This window comes from Nocardiopsis prasina DSM 43845, from assembly GCF_000341265.1.
Classification (GTDB): Bacteria; Actinomycetota; Actinomycetes; order Streptosporangiales; family Streptosporangiaceae; genus Nocardiopsis; species Nocardiopsis prasina.
In genome coordinates, this window is sequence record NZ_ANAE01000092.1 from 44,542 (window position 1) to 61,351 (window position 16,810).

The following is a 16,810-nucleotide window of genomic DNA, read 5'->3' on the forward strand; positions in this document are numbered from 1 at the left end:
GGACCGCACGGGGGCGCCGGAGCGGTCGGAGCGGAGGGGTCAGCGGCGCCGGTCGGAGGACTCGGACCGCAGCATGCGCAGGCCCAGCAGGACGACCCCGACGACCAGGGCGATCATCACTCCCCACACCAACAGGCCGACGATCACCGACAGCAGCCAGAACAGGGCGAAGACGACCGCGACACCCGCGGCGACCCTGAGAACGAGACGACCCATGCGCCGAAGGATACGCGGGCACCGCTTCGGGCGGAACCCCGGTCCACCCTCGGGGAGGACGGACCGGGGCGCACCGCGCGCGGCGTTTCCTAGCCCGGACGGACGGCGCTGGTGAAGACACCGTCCCAGTAGGCGGCCAGCGAGACCTCCTCCAGCGGCTTGGACGGGTTCGACCCGTGGATCATCATCCCGTTGCCGGCGTAGATGCCCACGTGGCTCGGCGCCGAGACGTCGTAGAAGAACATCAGGTCGCCGGGCTGGAGCTGGTCACGCGAGACCGGGGTCCCGGCGTTGACCTGGTCGTAGGTGGTGCGCGGCAGGCTCACGCCCGCCTGGGCCCACGCGGCCTGGGTCAGACCGGAGCAGTCGTAGCCGTCGGGCCCGGTACCGCCCCAGACGTAGGGCTTGCCGATCTGCGCGCGGGCGAAGTCCAGGACGGCCTGGACGTCACCGGAGACGGCGGCGGTCTCCGCGGCGGAACCGCCGCCGGTGTCGGCGGCCTCGCCCACGGTCGGGTCGACACCGCCCAGACTCTCCAGGACAGCGGCCTGTTCCTCCAGCGCGGCCTCGCTCTGGGCCACGGCCTCCTCGGCGGCCTCCATGGACTGGGCCGCCGCCTGCTCGGTCGCCCCCGCCGCGTTGTACAGCTCCTCGGCGTTCTCGACCTCGGTCACGTAGTCGGCCAGGGTCGCCTGCTGCCCCTCGGACAGGTAGTCGAGGTCGGCGATGTTCTGGAGCGCGTTGTCGGCGTCCGCGCCGAACAGCACGCCCATCGAGCTGTGGGTGGCGCCGGTGTAGGCGCCCTGCACGATGACGGAGACCTGGCCGGACTTGGCGTCCAGCTCCTCCTCGGCGTCCTCCAGGCGTTCCTGGAGGTCCTCGAGTTCGGCCTCGGCCGCGGCGTGGTCCTCCTTGGCCTCGTTGAAGTCCGCGTTCAGCCCGGAGAGCTCCTCCTGGAGCTCCTCGTAGCGCTCACGGGCCTCCGACTCGGTCTGGTCGGCCAGGGCTACGCCGGAGGACAGGACCACGGCACCGAGAGCGACGAAGCCGACCGTCGTCAGGCGACGGGTGGGTTCGGGGTTGCGAGTCAAAGCACCGACTGCCTTTCTCCCACACCCGTTTACCGACACTCGGGCATCCCGAAGGCACGCCGAGGGACGGCGCGGGGATGCGTGGTGGGGGGATACCGGCGGCGACGGGAAGGGTCGCGGGAACTCGCCGGGCGTCGTGACGGCCCCCGCTCCTGGGACAAGGACAGCTGCTGAGCGGGGTGCAACGGCAGGTCGTACGCTGTCACCCTGGTGGTGACGAACTGGGGCGTTCCGACCTGGGGGAACACTAATTCATCCCCCGGACCCGAAGCGACCCTTTCGTTACTTGCCGATGGGCAACCCGGTCCTCCCGAACCGGGCACGCCCCGTCCCGGAACCCCGCCGGGGGCGCGGGTGGCGCTTCGTTCTTCCCGTGGACGTCGAGTCAAAACCGGACCAAGCGCGGACTTGACCGTGACGCGTCTCACTCCCGCACGGGGAAGGGGGTCGGACACCCGGGGGTGTCCGACCCGGCCGCGTCACAGGTGGCGGTCCCACCAGTCGAGGATCGCCTCGAATCGGGCCACCCGGTGGCTGGGCAGACCAGAGCGCGAGAGCTCGTGCCCCTCTCCCGGGAACAGCAGCATCTCGGCCTCGTGTCCCCGCTTCCTGAGCGCCACGAACAGACGCTGGGCCTGCTCCACGGGGCAGCGCCAGTCCTGCTCGGAGTGGATGATCAGGAACGGCTTGTCGATGCGGTCCGCGTGGCTGAGCGGGCTCTCCTCGGCCCAGGTCTCCGGCGGACCGTACAGCGGCTCCGGGAAGAACGCCCCGATGTCGGAGGACCCCTGGAAGCTGTCGATCGCGTTGACCGCGCGCTCACTGATGGCGGCGCGGAAGCGCTCGCCGTGGTGGGCCGCGATCCACGTGGTCATGAACCCGCCGTGCGAGCCGCCCATGACCCCCACCCTGGAGGCGTCCAGCCGGTCGTCCCCGAGGGCCTCGTCAAGGATGGCCAGGACGTCGACGGAGGTGGTGGCGCCCACCGAACCGATGACCGCCCGGCCGTGCTCCTGTCCGTAGCCCGACGAACCGCGCGGGTTGCAGTAGACCACCGCGTACCCGGCCGCCGCGTACACCTGGGTCTCGTCGAAGAGCTGCCAGCCGTACTGGGCGAACGGGCCTCCGTGGATCATCAGCACCACCGGGTGCGGCCCCTCGCCCTCGGGCACCGCCAACCAGCCGTGGACCTCGTTGCCGTCCTCGGTGCGGGCGGTCAGCTCGGTCACCGGAAGCGGGTCCAGATCCTGGTCCGCGAACGAGGTCAGGGCCCGGGCGCCGTCCCCGGTGACCACGTACAGCTCGCCGCTGTGGCGCTCTCCGGCGGCCGCCACCACGGTGACCCCGCCCGCGTGGTCGAAGGAGGTCACCTGCACGCGACCGCCGAACAGCGTGGTGCGCACGCCGCCGGGGGTGACCAGGTACAGCTCGACCGCGCCCCGGTTCTCACCGGCGACGAGCACGCCCTCGTCGGTCACCTGGGTGCGCAGAGCCATGCGGGGGTCCTCGGTCCCGGTCAGCCTCCGGGGAGCCTCGGAGCCGTCGAAGGGCACCGACCACAGGCCCGTCACCCGCCCCACGAAGTCGTCGCGGTCCGGGCCGAGCTCGTCACCGAGGAAGTACACGGTGGCGCCGTCCTCGGACAGGCTCGCCGTCCCGGCGCCCAGGTCGCCCCGGGTGATCCGGCGCGGTTCGGCCCCGGCCTCGGGAAGGCAGGCCCACACGTCGCGGACCAGATCGGTGTCGCGCGTCCCGTGCAGGGAGGCGTCGAAGACCAGCCCCGTGCCGTCCGGGGTCCACGACGGGCGACCGTGGTCGGCGTCCCCCTCCGTGACCTGGACCGGCTCGCCCGTCTCGCCCGACGGGTCGACGGGGGCGCTGACGAAGACGTGCTGGCGGCGGTCGTTGGTGAACCCGAAGTCGTCACGGCGGTACTTCAGCGTGGTGATCCGGCGTGGCGGCTCCTGGTCCGGGGCTCCCTCCACGTAGCGGTTCTCCTCGGGCACCCGCGCGTTGTAGGCCAGGCGGGAGGAGTCGGGGCTCCACGTGAACGCTCCGGTGCCGAGCGGGTGGTCGGTGATCTTCCACGGCTCGCCACCGTCCGAGGGCAGGACGTGGATCTGGGGGCGTTTGTCCTCATCGGGGCGGAGGAAGGCGATCCAGCGACCGTCGGGCGAGAAGGCGGGGGCGCTGTCGCGCGTGCCCCGGGTGATCCTGCGGGCGGGTGCGGAGCCGTCGGTGGCAACGCTCCAGAGGGAACCGAGGTGGGCGTCCTCCTCCAGGTCGGGGCGGGACACGGCGAGGACCGCCAGGGCACCGTCCGGGGACAGTGACGGTGCGCTGAGGCTGTGCAGGCGAGCGATGTCAACGGGTTTCATACACGAGTGGCGGCCGCGCGCGGGCGCGGTCCGCCTTCTCCTTCCCATGGGTACGGGGATGCCGATGACCGAAGGCGCCCCCCGGTCAGGGGGTCATCCCACACGGACCCTATCGACGCGCGATCGGCCGCATCCATAGCTTTTGCACCATTGGTGCGTATTCGAGCCGATCGGTACCCGTGGTCCGCGCGGGAGCCGCGCTCTCCCCCTCTCCCCCGCCGCACTTCGGCGACGCCGCCACACCCTCGACACCCGAGGTGCCCTGGAGCCCCCGCATGCGAGCACCGGGATCCACCGGTGGTCCTCCCCTCACCCACGAGCCGGTAGCCGTCCCCCACGATCAGGCCGGAAGGGCCCGGCTCGGCGGCCGCCGCCGGGGCACCCGCGCACGCGGGCCCCCAGCGCGCCCCCGTCAGCGGGTCCTGTCGGTCTCCAGGCGGGTGCAGACCCAGCGTTCTCCCTCGCGACGGAGACGGAAGGCGAACACCCGGGTACGGCTGTCGCAGGCGATCACGGCGCTGGCCTCCATCCCGCCCGCGCCGAGCGGCTGGTGGAACACCCGGGTCAGCCGGGGCGCCATCGCGCAGTGCACCGATCCGCGCAGGCGACGCAGTTCCTCCCGCACCGGGACCGTCACGTGGTTCCGCAGCACCTCCGGAGCCCGCCTGCCGACCAGGACCTCCGCCATCTGCTGCGCCAGCCGGTGCACGTCGCCGGGGGTCCGGTGGCCCGCCAGCGGGGACGCCGCGCACCGGCCCGAGGTCATCCCACGGCGCGGAGAGCGGGCGGGGGTCCGCACCGGTCGCCACGGGTTGGCCGCGCCGCGGGCGCAGACCGGGTGCTGGCAGGGGTGGCGGTGAGAGGAGTGCGACATGAACGGATTCCTTCCGGGGGGACGACACCCTGACGCCCGTCAAGGAGCGGGCGGGCGCACTCCCGTGCCACCTGGCATTCCAGGTTTCTCACGACCGTCGACACGGCCGCCCCTCGGCGAGCGGCCCCACCTGGGAACCGTCATACTTCAAGACGTGACTCACGCGTACCTTTCCTCCCCCGTGCCCGTCGCCCTCGCCCACCGGGGCGGGTGGCTCACCGACGACCAGGGTGTGCGCCGCACCGAGCTGGAGAACACGGCGGTGGCCTTCCAACACGCCGTAGACCTGGGCTACACGTACCTGGAGACGGACGTGCACGCCACCAGCGACGGCGTGCTCATGGCCTTCCACGACCGCACCCTGGACCGCACCACCGACCGGGACGGCGCCATCTCCGCGCTCCCCCACCGGGAGGTCGCCCGGGCCCGGGTGGCGGGCAAGGAACCCGTCCCCCTCCTGGAGGATCTGCTCGGCGCCTGGCCGGAGGCACGCTTCAACATCGACCTCAAGGCGGACGGCGCCGTCCTTCCGCTTCTGGAGGTGCTCCGCCGCACCCAGGCGTGGGACCGCGTGTGCGTGGGCTCCTTCGACCAGAACCGCCTGGAGCGGGCCCGACGGATCTACGGCCCCCGCGTGGCCACCTCCTGCGGCCCCGTCGACGTGGCCCGCCTCCGGCTGGCCTCGCTCTCCCCGCTCCTGCGCCCCACCGCCAGCCGCACCCCGGTCTGCGCGCAGATCCCGATGAGCCACGGCGGTTTCCCGATCCTCAGCCGGGACGTGATCAGCGCCGCGCACCGGATCGGCATGCAGGTGCACGTCTGGACCGTCAACGAGCCCGAGGTGATGGAGCGCCTGCTGGACGCGGGCGTGGACGGCATCATCACCGACAACACCGTCGCGCTGCGCGAGGTTCTCCTCCGACGCGGCCGTTGGAACCAGCCCCCCAGAACCACGAAGATCGGATAGCCCCCCTCGATGTCCACCACACCCCCACCTCCGGCGGCGGACAACTCCCCCGCGTCCGACCCCGCGCTGCGCAGACGCGAACAGCGCGGCTGGTACACCTACGACTGGGCCAACCAGGTGTTCATCACCTCGGTGGTCACCGTGCTCATCGGCCCCTACCTGTCGGGGCTGGCCTGTGCGGAGGCGGGTGCGGCCGGCGACTGCTCCCAGCCGGGCCTGGTGCTGTACCCGCTCGGGGTCGAGTGGTTCAGCCTGCACCCGAACTCCCTGCACCCGATGGTCACCACGGTCGCCGGGCTCATCCTCCTGGTGATGCTGCCGGTCGTGGGAGCCCTGGCCGACCACACCCAGCACAAGAAGCGCTGGCTGTTCTGGCTGGCCGCCGCCGGTTCCCTGTGTGTCAGCTCGCTGTACTTCACCAGCGACTACCAGGTCGCCGTGCTGCTCTTCGTGGCGGGCAACACCTTCTACGGGATGTCCCTGGTGGTGTTCAACGCCTTCCTGCCGGAGATCGCCACGGCCGACGAACGCAACCGCGTGTCGGTGACGGGGTGGGCGATGGCCTACCTGGGCGGCGGTCTCCTCCTGGCCGCGCACATGGGCCTGCTCGCCTCCGCCGACACTCTGGGAGTCTCGGAGGGGCACGCGGTCCGCATCGCCTTCGCCTCGGTGGGCCTGTGGTGGTTCGTGTTCTCGGTGATCGGTATCCGTCTGCTGCGCAACCGCTACGGCAGGCTCGCGGCCGAGCCGGGTCCGCCGAGGTTGGGCGCGTCGCTGAAGCAGTACTGGCGCACACTGCGGGAGATGCGCCGATTCCCGAACACGCTGAAGTTCCTCATCGCGTTCGTGCTGTTCAACAACGGCATCCAGGCGGTCATCTACTTCGCGGGCAGCTTCGCCAGCCAGGACCTCAACCTGTCGTTGGCGATCCTGAGCGCCACCATCCTGCTCATCCAGTTCGTCGCCTTCGCGGGCGCGCTCCTCATGGGGTGGATCGGCCGCCGGTTCGGCACCAAGAACACCGTCCTGGCGAGCCTGGTCGCCTGGTGCGCCCTGGTCACCTGCGGCTACTACCTGCCGCCCGACGATCCGGTACTGTTCCTGCTCCTGGGCGCGGGCATCGGCATGGTGCTGGGCGGCACGCAGTCCCTCGCGAGGGCGCTGTACTCGCTGCTCATCCCGCGCGGGCACGAGGCGGAGTACTTCAGCCTGTTCCAGCTGGCCGACCGGGGCTCGGTGCTGCTGGGCGCGGCCTCGATCACCCTGGTCGTCAACCTGACCGGCGGATTCCGTACCGCCATCTTCTCGCTGGTGGTCTTCTTCATCATCGGCGGTGTGCTGCTGTGGCGCACCGACCTGAGGAAGGGCATCGAGTCCGTGGGCAACACGGTGCCGAACAACCTCTGACCCGCACGTCCCGGAACGTCGTCGGCCCCGGTGATACTGGGTGCCGACGACGTTCGTGTTCGGTGCGGGGGGTGTGGTGCGGGTTCTGCACGCGGTGTGGTCCAGGGACACGCTGGTGCTCTGGGGAGAGGCCGAGGAGCGGGAAACCCCCGCCGTCCCGGCGACGGGGACCCACCCCGGCGCCGCCGGGGTGGAGGAGCTGCGCGCGATGGCCGCCAAGGCCGGGATCGACCCCGACTCCCCCGGCTCCGTCACTCCGGTCCTGTGGCTGCCGGGGACCCGGGAGGCCCCCGCCCCGTCCGACACCGACGACACCGCTCCCGCGGAGTTCCGCGCCTGGTCGGTCCCGGGGCTGGAGCTGTCCGCCGCTCGGGCCGACACCCTGCTGTCGGCGGCGGAGGCCCTCCCCGTGGCACTCGGCCCCGCCCTGACCCACCTGCGGGCGGTGCACACCCTCGCCGAAGGGCTGGTCCGAGCCGGATGCGTCCTGCCCGATCTGGTCGGCGACCCACCCCGTGCCCGGTGGCGGCCCGCCCCCCTCGACACAGCGGAGGAGCACCTGTCCGCGCTCACCGCGGCGCTTCCCCCGGCTGCCGTCGCGCACCTGGCCCCCGAGGACCGTGGGGAGGCGCCCCGCCAGTGCGTGCTGGCCCCGCTCGAACTCCTCACCGACGCTGTCGCCCGGCGACTCGCCACGGCCGCGCCCGGAGCCCGTGGGGACGCGCGCCCGGACGCCGAGGTACCAGCGGCCGCACGGCTGGCGTCCGCGCTCACCGGAGACCACTCCCGGGTGGACCCCGACACCGCCAGGGACCTGCGCGGCCCCCTGCGGGAGTGGCGGTCCCGGGTGCGCGGAGGCGGCCGGGCCCAGCTCCTCTTCGTCCTGCGCGAACCCGAACCCGAGAGCGCCCAGGGCGGTCCGCGTCCCTGGACGGTGGAGTTCTGGGTGCGTTCCACCACCGATCCCGGTCTGCGCCTGCCGCTGGAACAGGTGTGGTTGGGCGAGGGCGCCGCCTGGCTGCCCGAGGACGTCGCCACCACCGCCCTGGCCGACCTGCGCCGGGCCGCTCGCCACATGCCCGGTCTCCAGCGCGCCCTGGGCGACCTGGCCCCGACCCGCCTCACCATGGACACCGCACGGGCGCAGGCCTTCGTCGGGCAGACCGCCGCTCGCCTCACCTCGGCGGGGTTCGGCGTGGTCCTGCCCGAGTGGAGCGGCCGCGGTGCCCTCACACTGCGCATGACGGTCAGCGAGGAACCGAAGCGGCGCGGGCGCGGCGGGGTGGGCCCCACCGAACTGGTCGACGTGTCCTTCGAGGCACTGTTGGGCGGCCCCGGAGCGCGGGAGCCACTGGACGAGGAGGAACTGGACGAGCTCGCCGAACTGGCCCGGCTCAAGCGCTCCCTGGTCCAGGTGCGCGGCAGGTGGATGGAGATGGACCCCGAACGCGTCGAGGCCGCCCTGGACCTGATGCGGCGGAGCGGTCGGGGCCCGATCCGCCGCGAGGAGGCGCTGCGGACGGCGATCGGCGCGGAGCCCACCCCGTTGCCTGTGGCCGATGTCGTGGCCGGAGGGCCGCTGGGCGCCCTGTTGGACGGCGGGGCCAAGGCCGCGCCCCGTCCCATGGGCGCCCCGCCCGGGTTCGAGGGGGCGCTGCGCCCCTACCAGGACCGGGGTTCGGCCTGGCTGCGGTTTTTGGGCGAGCTGGGGCTGGGCGCGGTGCTCGCCGACGACATGGGGCTGGGCAAGACCGTGCAGCTGCTGGCCCTGCTCACCGACGAGCGCGCCGGGGGTCCGGCGCCCGGTCCGACCCTGCTGGTGTGCCCGGTGTCGCTGGTCGGCAACTGGCGCAAGGAGGCGGGGAAGTTCGCCCCGGGGCTGCGGGTGCACGTCCAGCACGGGCCGGACCGGCCGACCGGCAACGCGCTGGCGCGGATCGTGGGCGCCTGCGACCTGGTGGTCACCACCTACGGGGTGGTGACGCGCGACGCCGAGGAGCTGTCGGGGATGCCCTGGCACCGGGTGGTCTGCGACGAGGCCCAGGCGCTGAAGAACCATGCCACGGCGCAGGCGCGGGCGGTGCGTTCGCTGCCCGCCGCCACACGGATCGCGCTCACCGGGACCCCGGTGGAGAACAACCTGGGCGAGCTGTGGTCGGTGATGGAGTTCGCCAACCCCGGGCTGCTCGGGACGGCGGCCGACTTCCAGCGCGCGGTGGCCGACCGGGCCGAGGCGGAGGAGGGATCGGGCGAGGGCACTGACCTGGTGCGGAGGCTGACCGGGCCGTTCGTGCTGCGTCGCCTGAAGACGGACCGTTCGATCATCGCGGATCTGCCGGAGAAGCAGGAGATGCGTACCTGGTGCACGCTCACCCCCGAGCAGGCCTCCCTGTACAAGGCGGTGGTGGACGACCTCGCCGAGCGGATGGCCGAGGCCGACGAGAAGGAGCGCAAGGGGCTGGTGCTGTCGTCCATGTCCCGGCTCAAGCAGATCTGCAACCACCCGGCCCAGTTCCTCGGGGACGGTTCGGCGCTCGCGGGCCGGTCCGGCAAGCTCGACCGCCTGGAGTCGATCCTGGGCGAGGCGGTGGCCGAGGGCGACAAGGCGCTGTGCTTCACCCAGTACGCGCGCTGGGGTGAACGGCTGGCGCCCTACCTGCGGTCCCGGCTGGGCGTGCCCGTGCTGTGGTTGCACGGCGGCACCTCACGCGCCGACCGCGAGCGGATGACCGAACACTTCCAGACGGTGGCGGGCCCGGTGGTGTTCCTGCTGTCGCTCAAGGCGGCCGGGACCGGACTGAACCTGACCGCCGCCAACCACGTGGTGCACGTGGACCGCTGGTGGAATCCGGCGGTGGAGAACCAGGCCACGGACCGGGCCTTCCGGATCGGTCAGCGCAGGAATGTGCAGGTACGCAAGCTGGTGTGCGTGGGCACCGTGGAGGAGCGGGTGGACGAGATGATCGAACGCAAGAGCGTGCTGGCCGACGGCGCGGTGGCCACCGGGGAGGGGTGGCTGGGCGGGTTGTCGGTGGAGGACCTGCGCGAGGTGGTGCGGCTGGCGCCGGAGGCGGTCTCGGGATGAGCTGGTCGGAACTGGTGAGCGGGGCCCTGGGAACGGTCGGTACCGATCCCGGGGCGGTGGAGCGGTTCTCCGTGCGGGCCGGTGAGGTGGGCGCCAGGGTCCGGGGGCACGAGGTGAGCCTGATCCGGACCGTGTGGGAGGGCGCGGACTGGGAGCGGGTGGGCGCGGCACTGGCCTCGCAGCCGCTGTTCCGGGCGCGTCTGCTCGCCGGTGAACTGCCCGAGGCCGCGGCACAGGTGTTCGCTCTGCTCGGCCTGGACCTGGTGCCGGAGGGGTGGGGAGGCCTGGTCGCGACGTGCTCCTGCGACCACTGGGACGGACGGTGCGCGCACCTGGCTGCGGTCGCGACCGCGCTGGGGGCCGAGGCCGACCGCGATCCCTTCGTGCTCACCCGATGGGCGGGCCGGGAACGGCGCGCGTTGGTGGAACTGGTCCGGACGCCGCCCATCGGCCCGAAGGTCCCCTCGGCCGGGGGCGCGCAGTTCGGGGAGGACGGGACGACGGACCATTCCCGGGAACTCAGTGAAACCGGAATCGACGTTTTCGCCGCCCAGGCACAAACAACCAATCCCCTTTCCCCTGCGGGCTTCTGGTCCCACCCCGTGACACCCCCGCCACCACCGCTGCCGGAGGGAATCGGAGACCGCGTGAGGGCCGTCGCCCCAGGGCGTGTCGCCGATCACCTGCCCGGTTTCGACCGTTCCGTGAAGCGCCATTCGGAGACGGAGCTGACCCGTGAGGTGTCCGATCGATTTTCTTGTGGAAAACGCCGGTAAGAACGCCGAAACACGGTTACGATTCGCCTGGAGATGACCCCGCACGACTAGTCCTGATTGGTACCTCTCCTATGGCCGATCGCTTCCCTCCACACCTCGACATGGACACTCCGAGCATCGCGCGGATGTACGACTACCTGTTGGGAGGGAAAGACAACTTCGAGGCGGACCGCAAGGCCTGTGAGTCGCTGGCCGAGGGCATCCCCGAACTCGTCGCCTTCGCCCGCGACAACAGGGCGTTCCTGGGCCGGGCCGTCGAGTGTGTGAGTTCCCGGGGGGTGGAGCAGTTCCTCGACCTCGGGGCCGGACTGCCCACGGGGGAGAACACCCACCAGGTGGCTCAGGCGATCAACCCGGGGGCGCGCGTCCTCTACGTGGACCACGACCCCATCGTGCTCGCCCACGGCCGGGCCCTGGTCACCGACAGCGCCGGGACGGCGTTCCTGGGAGCGGACGTCCGGGACGTCGACGACATCCTGAACTCCCCCGAGGCGGAGGGGCTGATCGATCCCGATCTTCCGGTGTGCGTCATGCTGGTCTCCCTGCTGCACTGCCTGCCCGACGAGAGCGACCCCTTCGGCCTGGTGCGCGGCCTGGTGGACCGGCTCGCCCCGGGTTCCTGCGTGATCCTGTCCCACATCGTCTCGGACGACCACGCCGCGGGGGCGTGGATGACCGAGAAGATCCTGTCCTTCGGCACCCCCTGGGGCCGGGTGCGCGCCCCCGAGGAGGTGGCCACGGTCTTCGACGGGCTGGAGTTGGTCAGTCCCTGGACGGACGGGCGCGACCAGGGACCACAGGCGGTGGACTGCGCCACCTGGCGCCATCCCGAGCGCGACCCGCTCTTCCGCCCTGACGACGCCGACACCAAGCGGTGGGAGATGGCCGGGGTCGCCTTCAAGCACTGATCCGGCGGGCCGTCAGTCCCGGAGCCATTCGTCGACCTCGGACTTCGACACCGCCTCCGTCATCCGTGCGAAGGTCCCCCGATCCGCGACCTCCCCGGCCGCTGCCAGGGCACCGGCCAGCGCGGATCTCGACAGCCCCGAGCCGAGGCTGATCCGCCGGGCGCCCAGGGCACCCAGCTCCGCCACGGACATCCCCGCCGCCGCTCCGGAGGCGAGCACGTTGACCGGGCGCTCCACCGAGGAGCACACGGCTCGGATGGCCTCGGCGTCCGGCAGCCCGGGAGCGAACAGGACGTCGGCCCCGGCCTCCTCGAAGGCCCTGAGCCGACGGATGGTGTCCGCGAGGTCCGGTCGGCCGTGGAGGAAGTTCTCCGCGCGGGCGGTCAGCGTGAACGGGAAGGGCAGGGTCCGTGCCGCCTCCACGGCCGCACGGACCCGCTCGACCGCCAGCTCGAACCCGTGGATCGGTGCGTGGGGGTCGGCGGTGGTGTCCTCCACCGAACCGCCCACGATCCCCGTGGCACCGGCCTCCGCGATGGTGCGGGCCACCTCCTCGGGGGCCTTCCCGAACCCGTCCTCCAGGTCCGCCGAGACCGGCAGGTCCGTGGCGGCCGCGATCACCGAGGCGTTGCGCAGGGTCTCCTCGCGCGAGACCAGGCCGGCGCCGTCCGCCCTTCCCAGTCCGTGCGCGAGTCCCGCGCTGGTGGTGGCCAGCGCCGCGAAGCCGAGCCCGCCCAGCAGCCGCGCCGACCCCGCGTCCCAGGCGTTGGCGATCACGAAGGGATCGGGCCCCCTGTGCAGCTCACGCAGCCGTTCGCCCCGGGCCGTCAGTTCCTGCGCGCTCTGGTCCATGCCCTCCCTTGTACACCAGGCCGCCGACAGAACCGGGCAGGGTGCGCCGAGCCGTTCGCCGCCCACCCCGCGCGGCGGCCCTCACTCCGTACCGTTCACTCCGTCGGGCCCTCGTCGAGGACTCCCTGGGCGATCGCGAACGCCTTGTTCGCGGCCGGGACCCCGCAGTAGACCGCGGTCTGGAGGAGGACCTCGCCGATCTCGTCCGGGGTCAGGCCGTTGCGCAGGGCGGCCCGCACATGCATGGCCAACTCGTCCCAGTGCCCCTGGGCGACCATGGCGGTGAGCACCATACAGCTGCGGGTGCGTCGGTCCAGCCCGGGCCGGGTCCACACCTCACCCCACGCGTATCGGGTGATGAGGTCCTGGAACGGCTCGGTGAAGTCGGTCCTGCGGGCCTCGGCCCGGTCCACGTGGGCGTCTCCGAGGACGGCGCGACGCACCCGTGTCCCGGCTTCGCGGCGGTCGGCCTCGGCCAGGTGCTGTGTGATGAGCGTGTTGACCCGGGCCGCGTGCGTCCACGACAGAAGGTGGGCGGCGCCCTCCAGCACCACGAACCGGGCTCCGGGCACCCGCTCCGCGATGAGCGCGGCATGGCCCTCGGGCGGGGTGGAGGGGTCCTCGGCCCCGGCCACGACCAGTGTGGGCGCGGTGATCCGGTGCAGGTCGTCGCGGACGTCGTGGTGCTCGATGGCGCCGCAGCATCCCGCGTAGCCCTCGTCGGGGGTGTCGACGATCTGGTCGCGCAGGAGTGTGACGTCGTGGGGGTGCTCGGAGGCGAAGGCCGGGGTGAACCACCGTTGAACCACCCCGTCGGCCAGGGCGGTGGTGCCCTGGTCCCTCGCCACGGCGGCCCGGTCCCGCCAGTTCTGGGCGGGTCCCATGTGGGGGGAGGTGGCCATCAGCACGAGGCTGTCGACGCGCTCGGGTGCGTGGATGGCCAGCCACTGGCCGACCATGCCGCCGATGGACAGGCCCGCGAAGTGGGCGCGCCCGATTCCGAGCCGGTCGAGCAGGGCCACGACGTCGCCGCCCAGGTCGGCCATGCTGTAGGGACCCTCGGGCGCGGGCGACTCCCCGTGTCCGCGCAGGTCCACGCGGATCACCCGGAAGACGGTGGAGAGCGCTTCGACCTGCGGCTCCCACATCCGCCCGGTGGTGCCGAGGGACCCGGCCAGCACCAGCGGCGGTGCGTCCGCCGGTCCGCTCACGACGTGGTGGAGGTCAACGCTCATCGGTTCCTTCTTCGTTGTCGGTGGGGTCCGTCCGGCCGGTCCTACCCGTCACCCGGTCGGCGAACACCGGTGCGGCGCCGAGGTAGTCGGCGGGATCGAGCAGGACGCTGATCCGGTCGCGGGTGCGCAGGCCGTGGAGGTGTTCGGCCAGGACCTCCACCGGGTCGCGGCCCTCGTCCACGGCGGCCCGGCAGGCGGTGGTGACGCGCTGGTGGGCCTCCAGGCGGCCGAGTTCGGGGGTCAGGTCCGCGGTGAGTCGTTCGCTGAGGGCCAGCCCGCCGGTGAGGTCGAGGTTGGCGGCCATGCGGTCCGGGTGCACGCGGAGGCGTGCGACGCTCACGCGCAGCCAGGAGACGGCGGAGCCGGTGCGCCGGAGCAGGTCGGTCAGGGGCAGCCACTCGGCGTGCCAGGCCCCCGCCGCGCGTTGGTGCTCCTGGATCTGCGCGGCGAACAGGGTGGCCACGAGGCCGGGCGTCTGGCGGGCGGCGGCCAGCGCGCTGACGGCGGCGACCGGGTTGCGCTTGTGCGGCATGGTGGAGGAGCCGCCCACACCGCTTCCGCCCTCCTCGGTGACCTCGCCGACCTCGGTCTGGGCCAGCAGCACGATGTCCTGGGCGACGTTCCCGGCCGCGCCGCTCACCCGGCCGAGCGCGGCGGCGATCTCGGCGATCCGTCCGCGTTCGGTGTGCCAGGGCAGGAGGGGTTCGGGCAGGTCGAGGCGGGCGGCGAAGGCGGCCGCCACCGCCGGGCCGTGCGGGTGCAGTGAGGCGAGGGTGCCCACGGCTCCGCCGAGCTGGGCGGCCAGGTGGTGGTCCAGCACCTGGTCGAGGCGGTCGGCCGCCCCGGTCAGGCCGGAGGTCCAGCTCGCGGCGACGGCGCCGAAGGTGGTGGGCAGGGCCTGTTGGAGGAGGGTCCGGCCGGGCGCGGGGGTGGTGCGGTGGCGGTGGGCCAGGGTTCGCAGCTCCCCCGTGAGGTCGGCCAGTTCGGTGCGCAGGGCGGCCCCGGCCCGGCGGACCAGGAGCATGGCCGCGGTGTCCATGACGTCCTGGCTGGTGGCCCCCTGGTGGGCGTGGCGGGCGGCGTCGGGGCGGGTCGCGCGCACGTTCTCGGTGAGTCGTGCGACCAGCGGGATGACCGGGTTGCCGCCGGCCGCCGCAGCCCGGCCCAGATCGGCCGGGTCGTAGCGGTCGGCCGCGCAGGCGGCGGCGACGGCCTCGGCCCGCTCCGGAGTGATGAGGCCGGTGTCGGCCAGGGCTCGGGCCAGGGCGGCCTCGGTGTCGAGCAGGGCCCGGAGCCAGGCGGTGTCGTCGGTGAGCGGCCCGAGGGGGCCGTGGTTGAGGACACCGTCGAACAGGCCGGTCATGGGTGGTCCCTCACTGGGTCGGGTGGGGCGGCGGAGCGGGTCGGAGCCGATGGGGCGGCGGGGGTCTCGGGTCAGACGTCGAAGAAGACCGTCTCCCCCTCGCCCTGGAGGCGGATGTCGAAGCGGTAGCCGCCCTCCTCCCGGCTGGCGACGAGGGTGGCTCGGTCGGCGGGGTCGGCGACGGAGCGCAGGACGGGGTCGGCCGCGTTGGCCGCCTCCTCCTCGGGAAAGTACAGGCGGGTGACCACCCGGTGCAGCATGCCGCGCGCGAAGACGGAGATGTCGACGTGGGGTGCCTGCTCACCACCCGGCCCTGGGACGGGTCCGGGCTTGAGGGTGAGGATCTCGTAGGTGCCCGCCGTGTCGGTGGGGCAGCGGCCGAATCCCCGGAAGCCGGGCAGGGAGCGGGCGCCGCGCGGGTCGTCCGGGTGGTCGAACCGCCCGTGCGGGTCGGCCTGCCAGGTCTCGACCAGGGCGTCGGTGACCGGTGCGCCCGCGCCGTCGTACACGGTGCCGCGCAGTCGGACGGAGCCGGGCGTGCCCTCGGCGACAGCGAAGGGGCCGTCCGGCCAGGGCAGGCCGATGTGCAGGTAGGGGCCGACGGTCTGGGACGGGGTGGTGGGCACCTGGTCGGCGGTGGGTCGGGGTGTCATTCGTCGTCCTCCAGGACCTCTTCCTCGGACTCGAACGGGGTCTGGTCACGTCCGCGCAGCACGATGTCCCACCGGTAGGCCAGGGCCCACTCGGGCTGGGTGGAGTCGTGGTCGTAGCGGGCCAGCAGGCGCTCGCGGGCCCGCTCGTCGGGGACCGACTGCCACATGGGGTCCTGGAAGAACAGGGGGTCGTCGGGGAAGTACATCTGGGTGACCAGCCGCTGGGTGAAGGCCCGTCCGAACAGCGAGAAGTGGATGTGGGCGGGGCGCCAGGCGTTCCGGTGGTTCTTCCAGGGGTAGGCACCGGGCCGCACGGTGACGAACCGGTAGTGGCCCTGTGCGTCGGTGAGGACGCGCCCCACGCCGGAGAAGTTCGGGTCGAGCGGGGCGGGCCAGTTGTCACCGGTGTGGCGGTAGCGTCCGGCGGCGTTGGCCTGCCAGACCTCCACGAGGCTGTGCGGCACGGGGAGGCCGTCGCTGTCACGGACCTGACCGTGGACGATGATGCGCTGGCCCTGGGGTTCGCCGTCGTGCTGGCGGGTGAGGTCGTGGTCGTGGGCGCCGAGGCGGTCCTCGCCGAGGACGGGTGAGGTGATCTCGGTGAGCGTGTGCGGCAGCAGGGTGAGCGGGCGCTGGGGGTGGCGCAGCGCGGTGCTCCCGTAACCGGGGTAGTCCAGGGGCGGGTGGGAGCCGTGGTCGCGCACGTATCCGCGCGGGTGCGACCCGGACCCGTCGGAGGTGGTGGACATGCGGTCCTTCCTTTCGGAGCGGGCCCCGGGGTCTCCAGCGGCGAGGGGGTGGGGCCGTCGGGTGGTTCAGGCCGCGCCGGTCAGGGAGCGGAGCACGGAGAGTTCGGTGTCGGTGGGCGCGGGAGTGCGGACGGGGTCGTCGGACACGCGCAGCTCCCAGCCGGTGGCCTCGTGGACCTCCGCGAGTTCCACACCCGGGTGCAGTCCCACCAGTGTGAGTTCGCGTGTGGCGGGGGCGGGGTCGAGGACACCGAGG

14 protein-coding genes and 1 pseudogene are annotated in these 16,810 nt (G+C 72.8%); 5 read left to right on the forward strand and 10 right to left on the reverse strand.

Annotation, left to right across the window (positions count from 1 at the left end; all coding sequences use genetic code 11):
- Nucleotides 1–39: 39 nt before the first annotated feature.
- From D452_RS30830 to D452_RS0107275, 4 genes are all read right to left on the reverse strand, one after another.
- On the reverse strand, nucleotides 40–216 hold the full coding sequence (locus tag D452_RS30830) for a hypothetical protein (protein ID WP_017543491.1): 177 nt from the start codon (nucleotides 214–216) through the stop codon (nucleotides 40–42).
- An 89-nt stretch (nucleotides 217–305) separates the two neighbouring features.
- The gene (locus tag D452_RS0107265) at nucleotides 306–1,307 is read right to left on the reverse strand and encodes a C40 family peptidase (RefSeq protein WP_017543492.1); all 1,002 of its coding nucleotides are present in this window, start codon (nucleotides 1,305–1,307) and stop codon (nucleotides 306–308) included.
- Nucleotides 1,308–1,786: 479 nt separating this feature from the next.
- Nucleotides 1,787–3,685, reverse strand: a complete 1,899-nt coding sequence (locus tag D452_RS0107270) for a S9 family peptidase (RefSeq protein WP_017543493.1) — start codon at nucleotides 3,683–3,685, stop codon at nucleotides 1,787–1,789.
- A gap of 412 nt (nucleotides 3,686–4,097) precedes the next feature.
- Nucleotides 4,098–4,559, reverse strand: a complete 462-nt coding sequence (locus D452_RS0107275; RefSeq protein WP_026129057.1) for an Rv3235 family protein — start codon at nucleotides 4,557–4,559, stop codon at nucleotides 4,098–4,100.
- 154 nt (nucleotides 4,560–4,713) lie between these two features.
- Between D452_RS0107275 and D452_RS0107280 the strand changes: the two genes are divergently transcribed.
- The 5 genes from D452_RS0107280 to D452_RS0107300 all read left to right on the forward strand — a co-directional run bounded on the left by D452_RS0107280 (nucleotide 4,714) and on the right by D452_RS0107300 (nucleotide 11,702).
- Nucleotides 4,714–5,526, forward strand: coding sequence for a glycerophosphodiester phosphodiesterase (locus D452_RS0107280; protein ID WP_026129058.1), 813 nt, complete (start codon nucleotides 4,714–4,716; stop codon nucleotides 5,524–5,526).
- 9 nt (nucleotides 5,527–5,535) lie between these two features.
- Nucleotides 5,536–6,933 carry an MFS transporter gene (locus D452_RS0107285; protein WP_017543496.1) on the forward strand — a complete coding sequence of 466 codons (1,398 nt, stop codon included), beginning with the start codon at nucleotides 5,536–5,538 and terminating at the stop codon, nucleotides 6,931–6,933.
- A gap of 76 nt (nucleotides 6,934–7,009) precedes the next feature.
- Nucleotides 7,010–10,018: a DEAD/DEAH box helicase gene (locus D452_RS0107290; protein ID WP_026129059.1), complete on the forward strand. Its 3,009-nt coding sequence runs from the start codon at nucleotides 7,010–7,012 to the stop codon at nucleotides 10,016–10,018.
- Nucleotides 10,015–10,794, forward strand: coding sequence for an SWIM zinc finger family protein (locus D452_RS0107295; RefSeq protein WP_017543498.1), 780 nt, complete (start codon nucleotides 10,015–10,017; stop codon nucleotides 10,792–10,794). Before D452_RS0107290 ends, D452_RS0107295 begins: the two co-directional genes overlap by 4 nt.
- Before the next feature lie 71 nt (nucleotides 10,795–10,865).
- The gene (locus D452_RS0107300; RefSeq protein ID WP_017543499.1) at nucleotides 10,866–11,702 is read left to right on the forward strand and encodes an SAM-dependent methyltransferase; all 837 of its coding nucleotides are present in this window, start codon (nucleotides 10,866–10,868) and stop codon (nucleotides 11,700–11,702) included.
- Between the two features lie 12 nt (nucleotides 11,703–11,714).
- On the opposite strand, the gene D452_RS0107305 is transcribed toward D452_RS0107300, so the two are convergent.
- The 6 genes and pseudogenes from D452_RS0107305 to D452_RS0107330 form a co-directional block, all read right to left on the reverse strand.
- A complete protein-coding gene (locus D452_RS0107305) occupies nucleotides 11,715–12,554 on the reverse strand; it encodes an isocitrate lyase/PEP mutase family protein (RefSeq protein ID WP_017543500.1) in 840 nt (279 codons plus the stop codon).
- A 95-nt stretch (nucleotides 12,555–12,649) separates the two neighbouring features.
- Nucleotides 12,650–13,789 carry a bifunctional 3-oxoadipate enol-lactonase/4-carboxymuconolactone decarboxylase PcaDC gene (pcaDC, locus tag D452_RS0107310; protein WP_017543501.1) on the reverse strand — a complete coding sequence of 380 codons (1,140 nt, stop codon included), beginning with the start codon at nucleotides 13,787–13,789 and terminating at the stop codon, nucleotides 12,650–12,652.
- Complete coding sequence (pcaB, locus tag D452_RS0107315; RefSeq protein WP_017543502.1) at nucleotides 13,779–15,152, reverse strand: 3-carboxy-cis,cis-muconate cycloisomerase; 1,374 nt, start codon at nucleotides 15,150–15,152, stop codon at nucleotides 13,779–13,781. The genes pcaDC and pcaB overlap by 11 nt, the downstream gene beginning before the upstream one ends.
- A gap of 71 nt (nucleotides 15,153–15,223) precedes the next feature.
- Nucleotides 15,224–15,805, reverse strand: coding sequence for a protocatechuate 3,4-dioxygenase subunit alpha (pcaG, locus tag D452_RS0107320; protein WP_017543503.1), 582 nt, complete (start codon nucleotides 15,803–15,805; stop codon nucleotides 15,224–15,226).
- Nucleotides 15,802–16,554, reverse strand: a complete 753-nt coding sequence (pcaH, locus tag D452_RS0107325) for a protocatechuate 3,4-dioxygenase subunit beta (RefSeq protein ID WP_017543504.1) — start codon at nucleotides 16,552–16,554, stop codon at nucleotides 15,802–15,804. The genes pcaG and pcaH overlap by 4 nt, the downstream gene beginning before the upstream one ends.
- A 66-nt stretch (nucleotides 16,555–16,620) precedes the next feature.
- Nucleotides 16,621–16,810 (reverse strand): annotated as a pseudogene (locus D452_RS0107330) (CoA-transferase subunit beta); the annotation flags it as partial.

What these genes read in the sequence shown, in the direction of transcription:
- D452_RS30830 (WP_017543491.1), bottom strand. Translation starts at nt 216, where the DNA reads ATGGGTCGTCTCGTTCTCAGGGTCGCCGCGGGTGTCGCGGTCGTCTTC.
- D452_RS0107270 (WP_017543493.1), bottom strand. Translation starts at nt 3,685, where the DNA reads ATGAAACCCGTTGACATCGCTCGCCTGCACAGCCTCAGCGCACCGTCA.
- D452_RS0107275 (WP_026129057.1), bottom strand. Translation starts at nt 4,559, where the DNA reads ATGTCGCACTCCTCTCACCGCCACCCCTGCCAGCACCCGGTCTGCGCC.
- D452_RS0107285 (WP_017543496.1), top strand. Translation starts at nt 5,536, where the DNA reads ATGTCCACCACACCCCCACCTCCGGCGGCGGACAACTCCCCCGCGTCC.
- D452_RS0107295 (WP_017543498.1), top strand. Translation starts at nt 10,015, where the DNA reads ATGAGCTGGTCGGAACTGGTGAGCGGGGCCCTGGGAACGGTCGGTACC.
- D452_RS0107300 (WP_017543499.1), top strand. Translation starts at nt 10,866, where the DNA reads ATGGCCGATCGCTTCCCTCCACACCTCGACATGGACACTCCGAGCATC.
- D452_RS0107305 (WP_017543500.1), bottom strand. Translation starts at nt 12,554, where the DNA reads ATGGACCAGAGCGCGCAGGAACTGACGGCCCGGGGCGAACGGCTGCGT.
- pcaDC (WP_017543501.1), bottom strand. Translation starts at nt 13,789, where the DNA reads ATGAGCGTTGACCTCCACCACGTCGTGAGCGGACCGGCGGACGCACCG.
- pcaB (WP_017543502.1), bottom strand. Translation starts at nt 15,152, where the DNA reads ATGACCGGCCTGTTCGACGGTGTCCTCAACCACGGCCCCCTCGGGCCG.
- pcaG (WP_017543503.1), bottom strand. Translation starts at nt 15,805, where the DNA reads ATGACACCCCGACCCACCGCCGACCAGGTGCCCACCACCCCGTCCCAG.
- pcaH (WP_017543504.1), bottom strand. Translation starts at nt 16,554, where the DNA reads ATGTCCACCACCTCCGACGGGTCCGGGTCGCACCCGCGCGGATACGTG.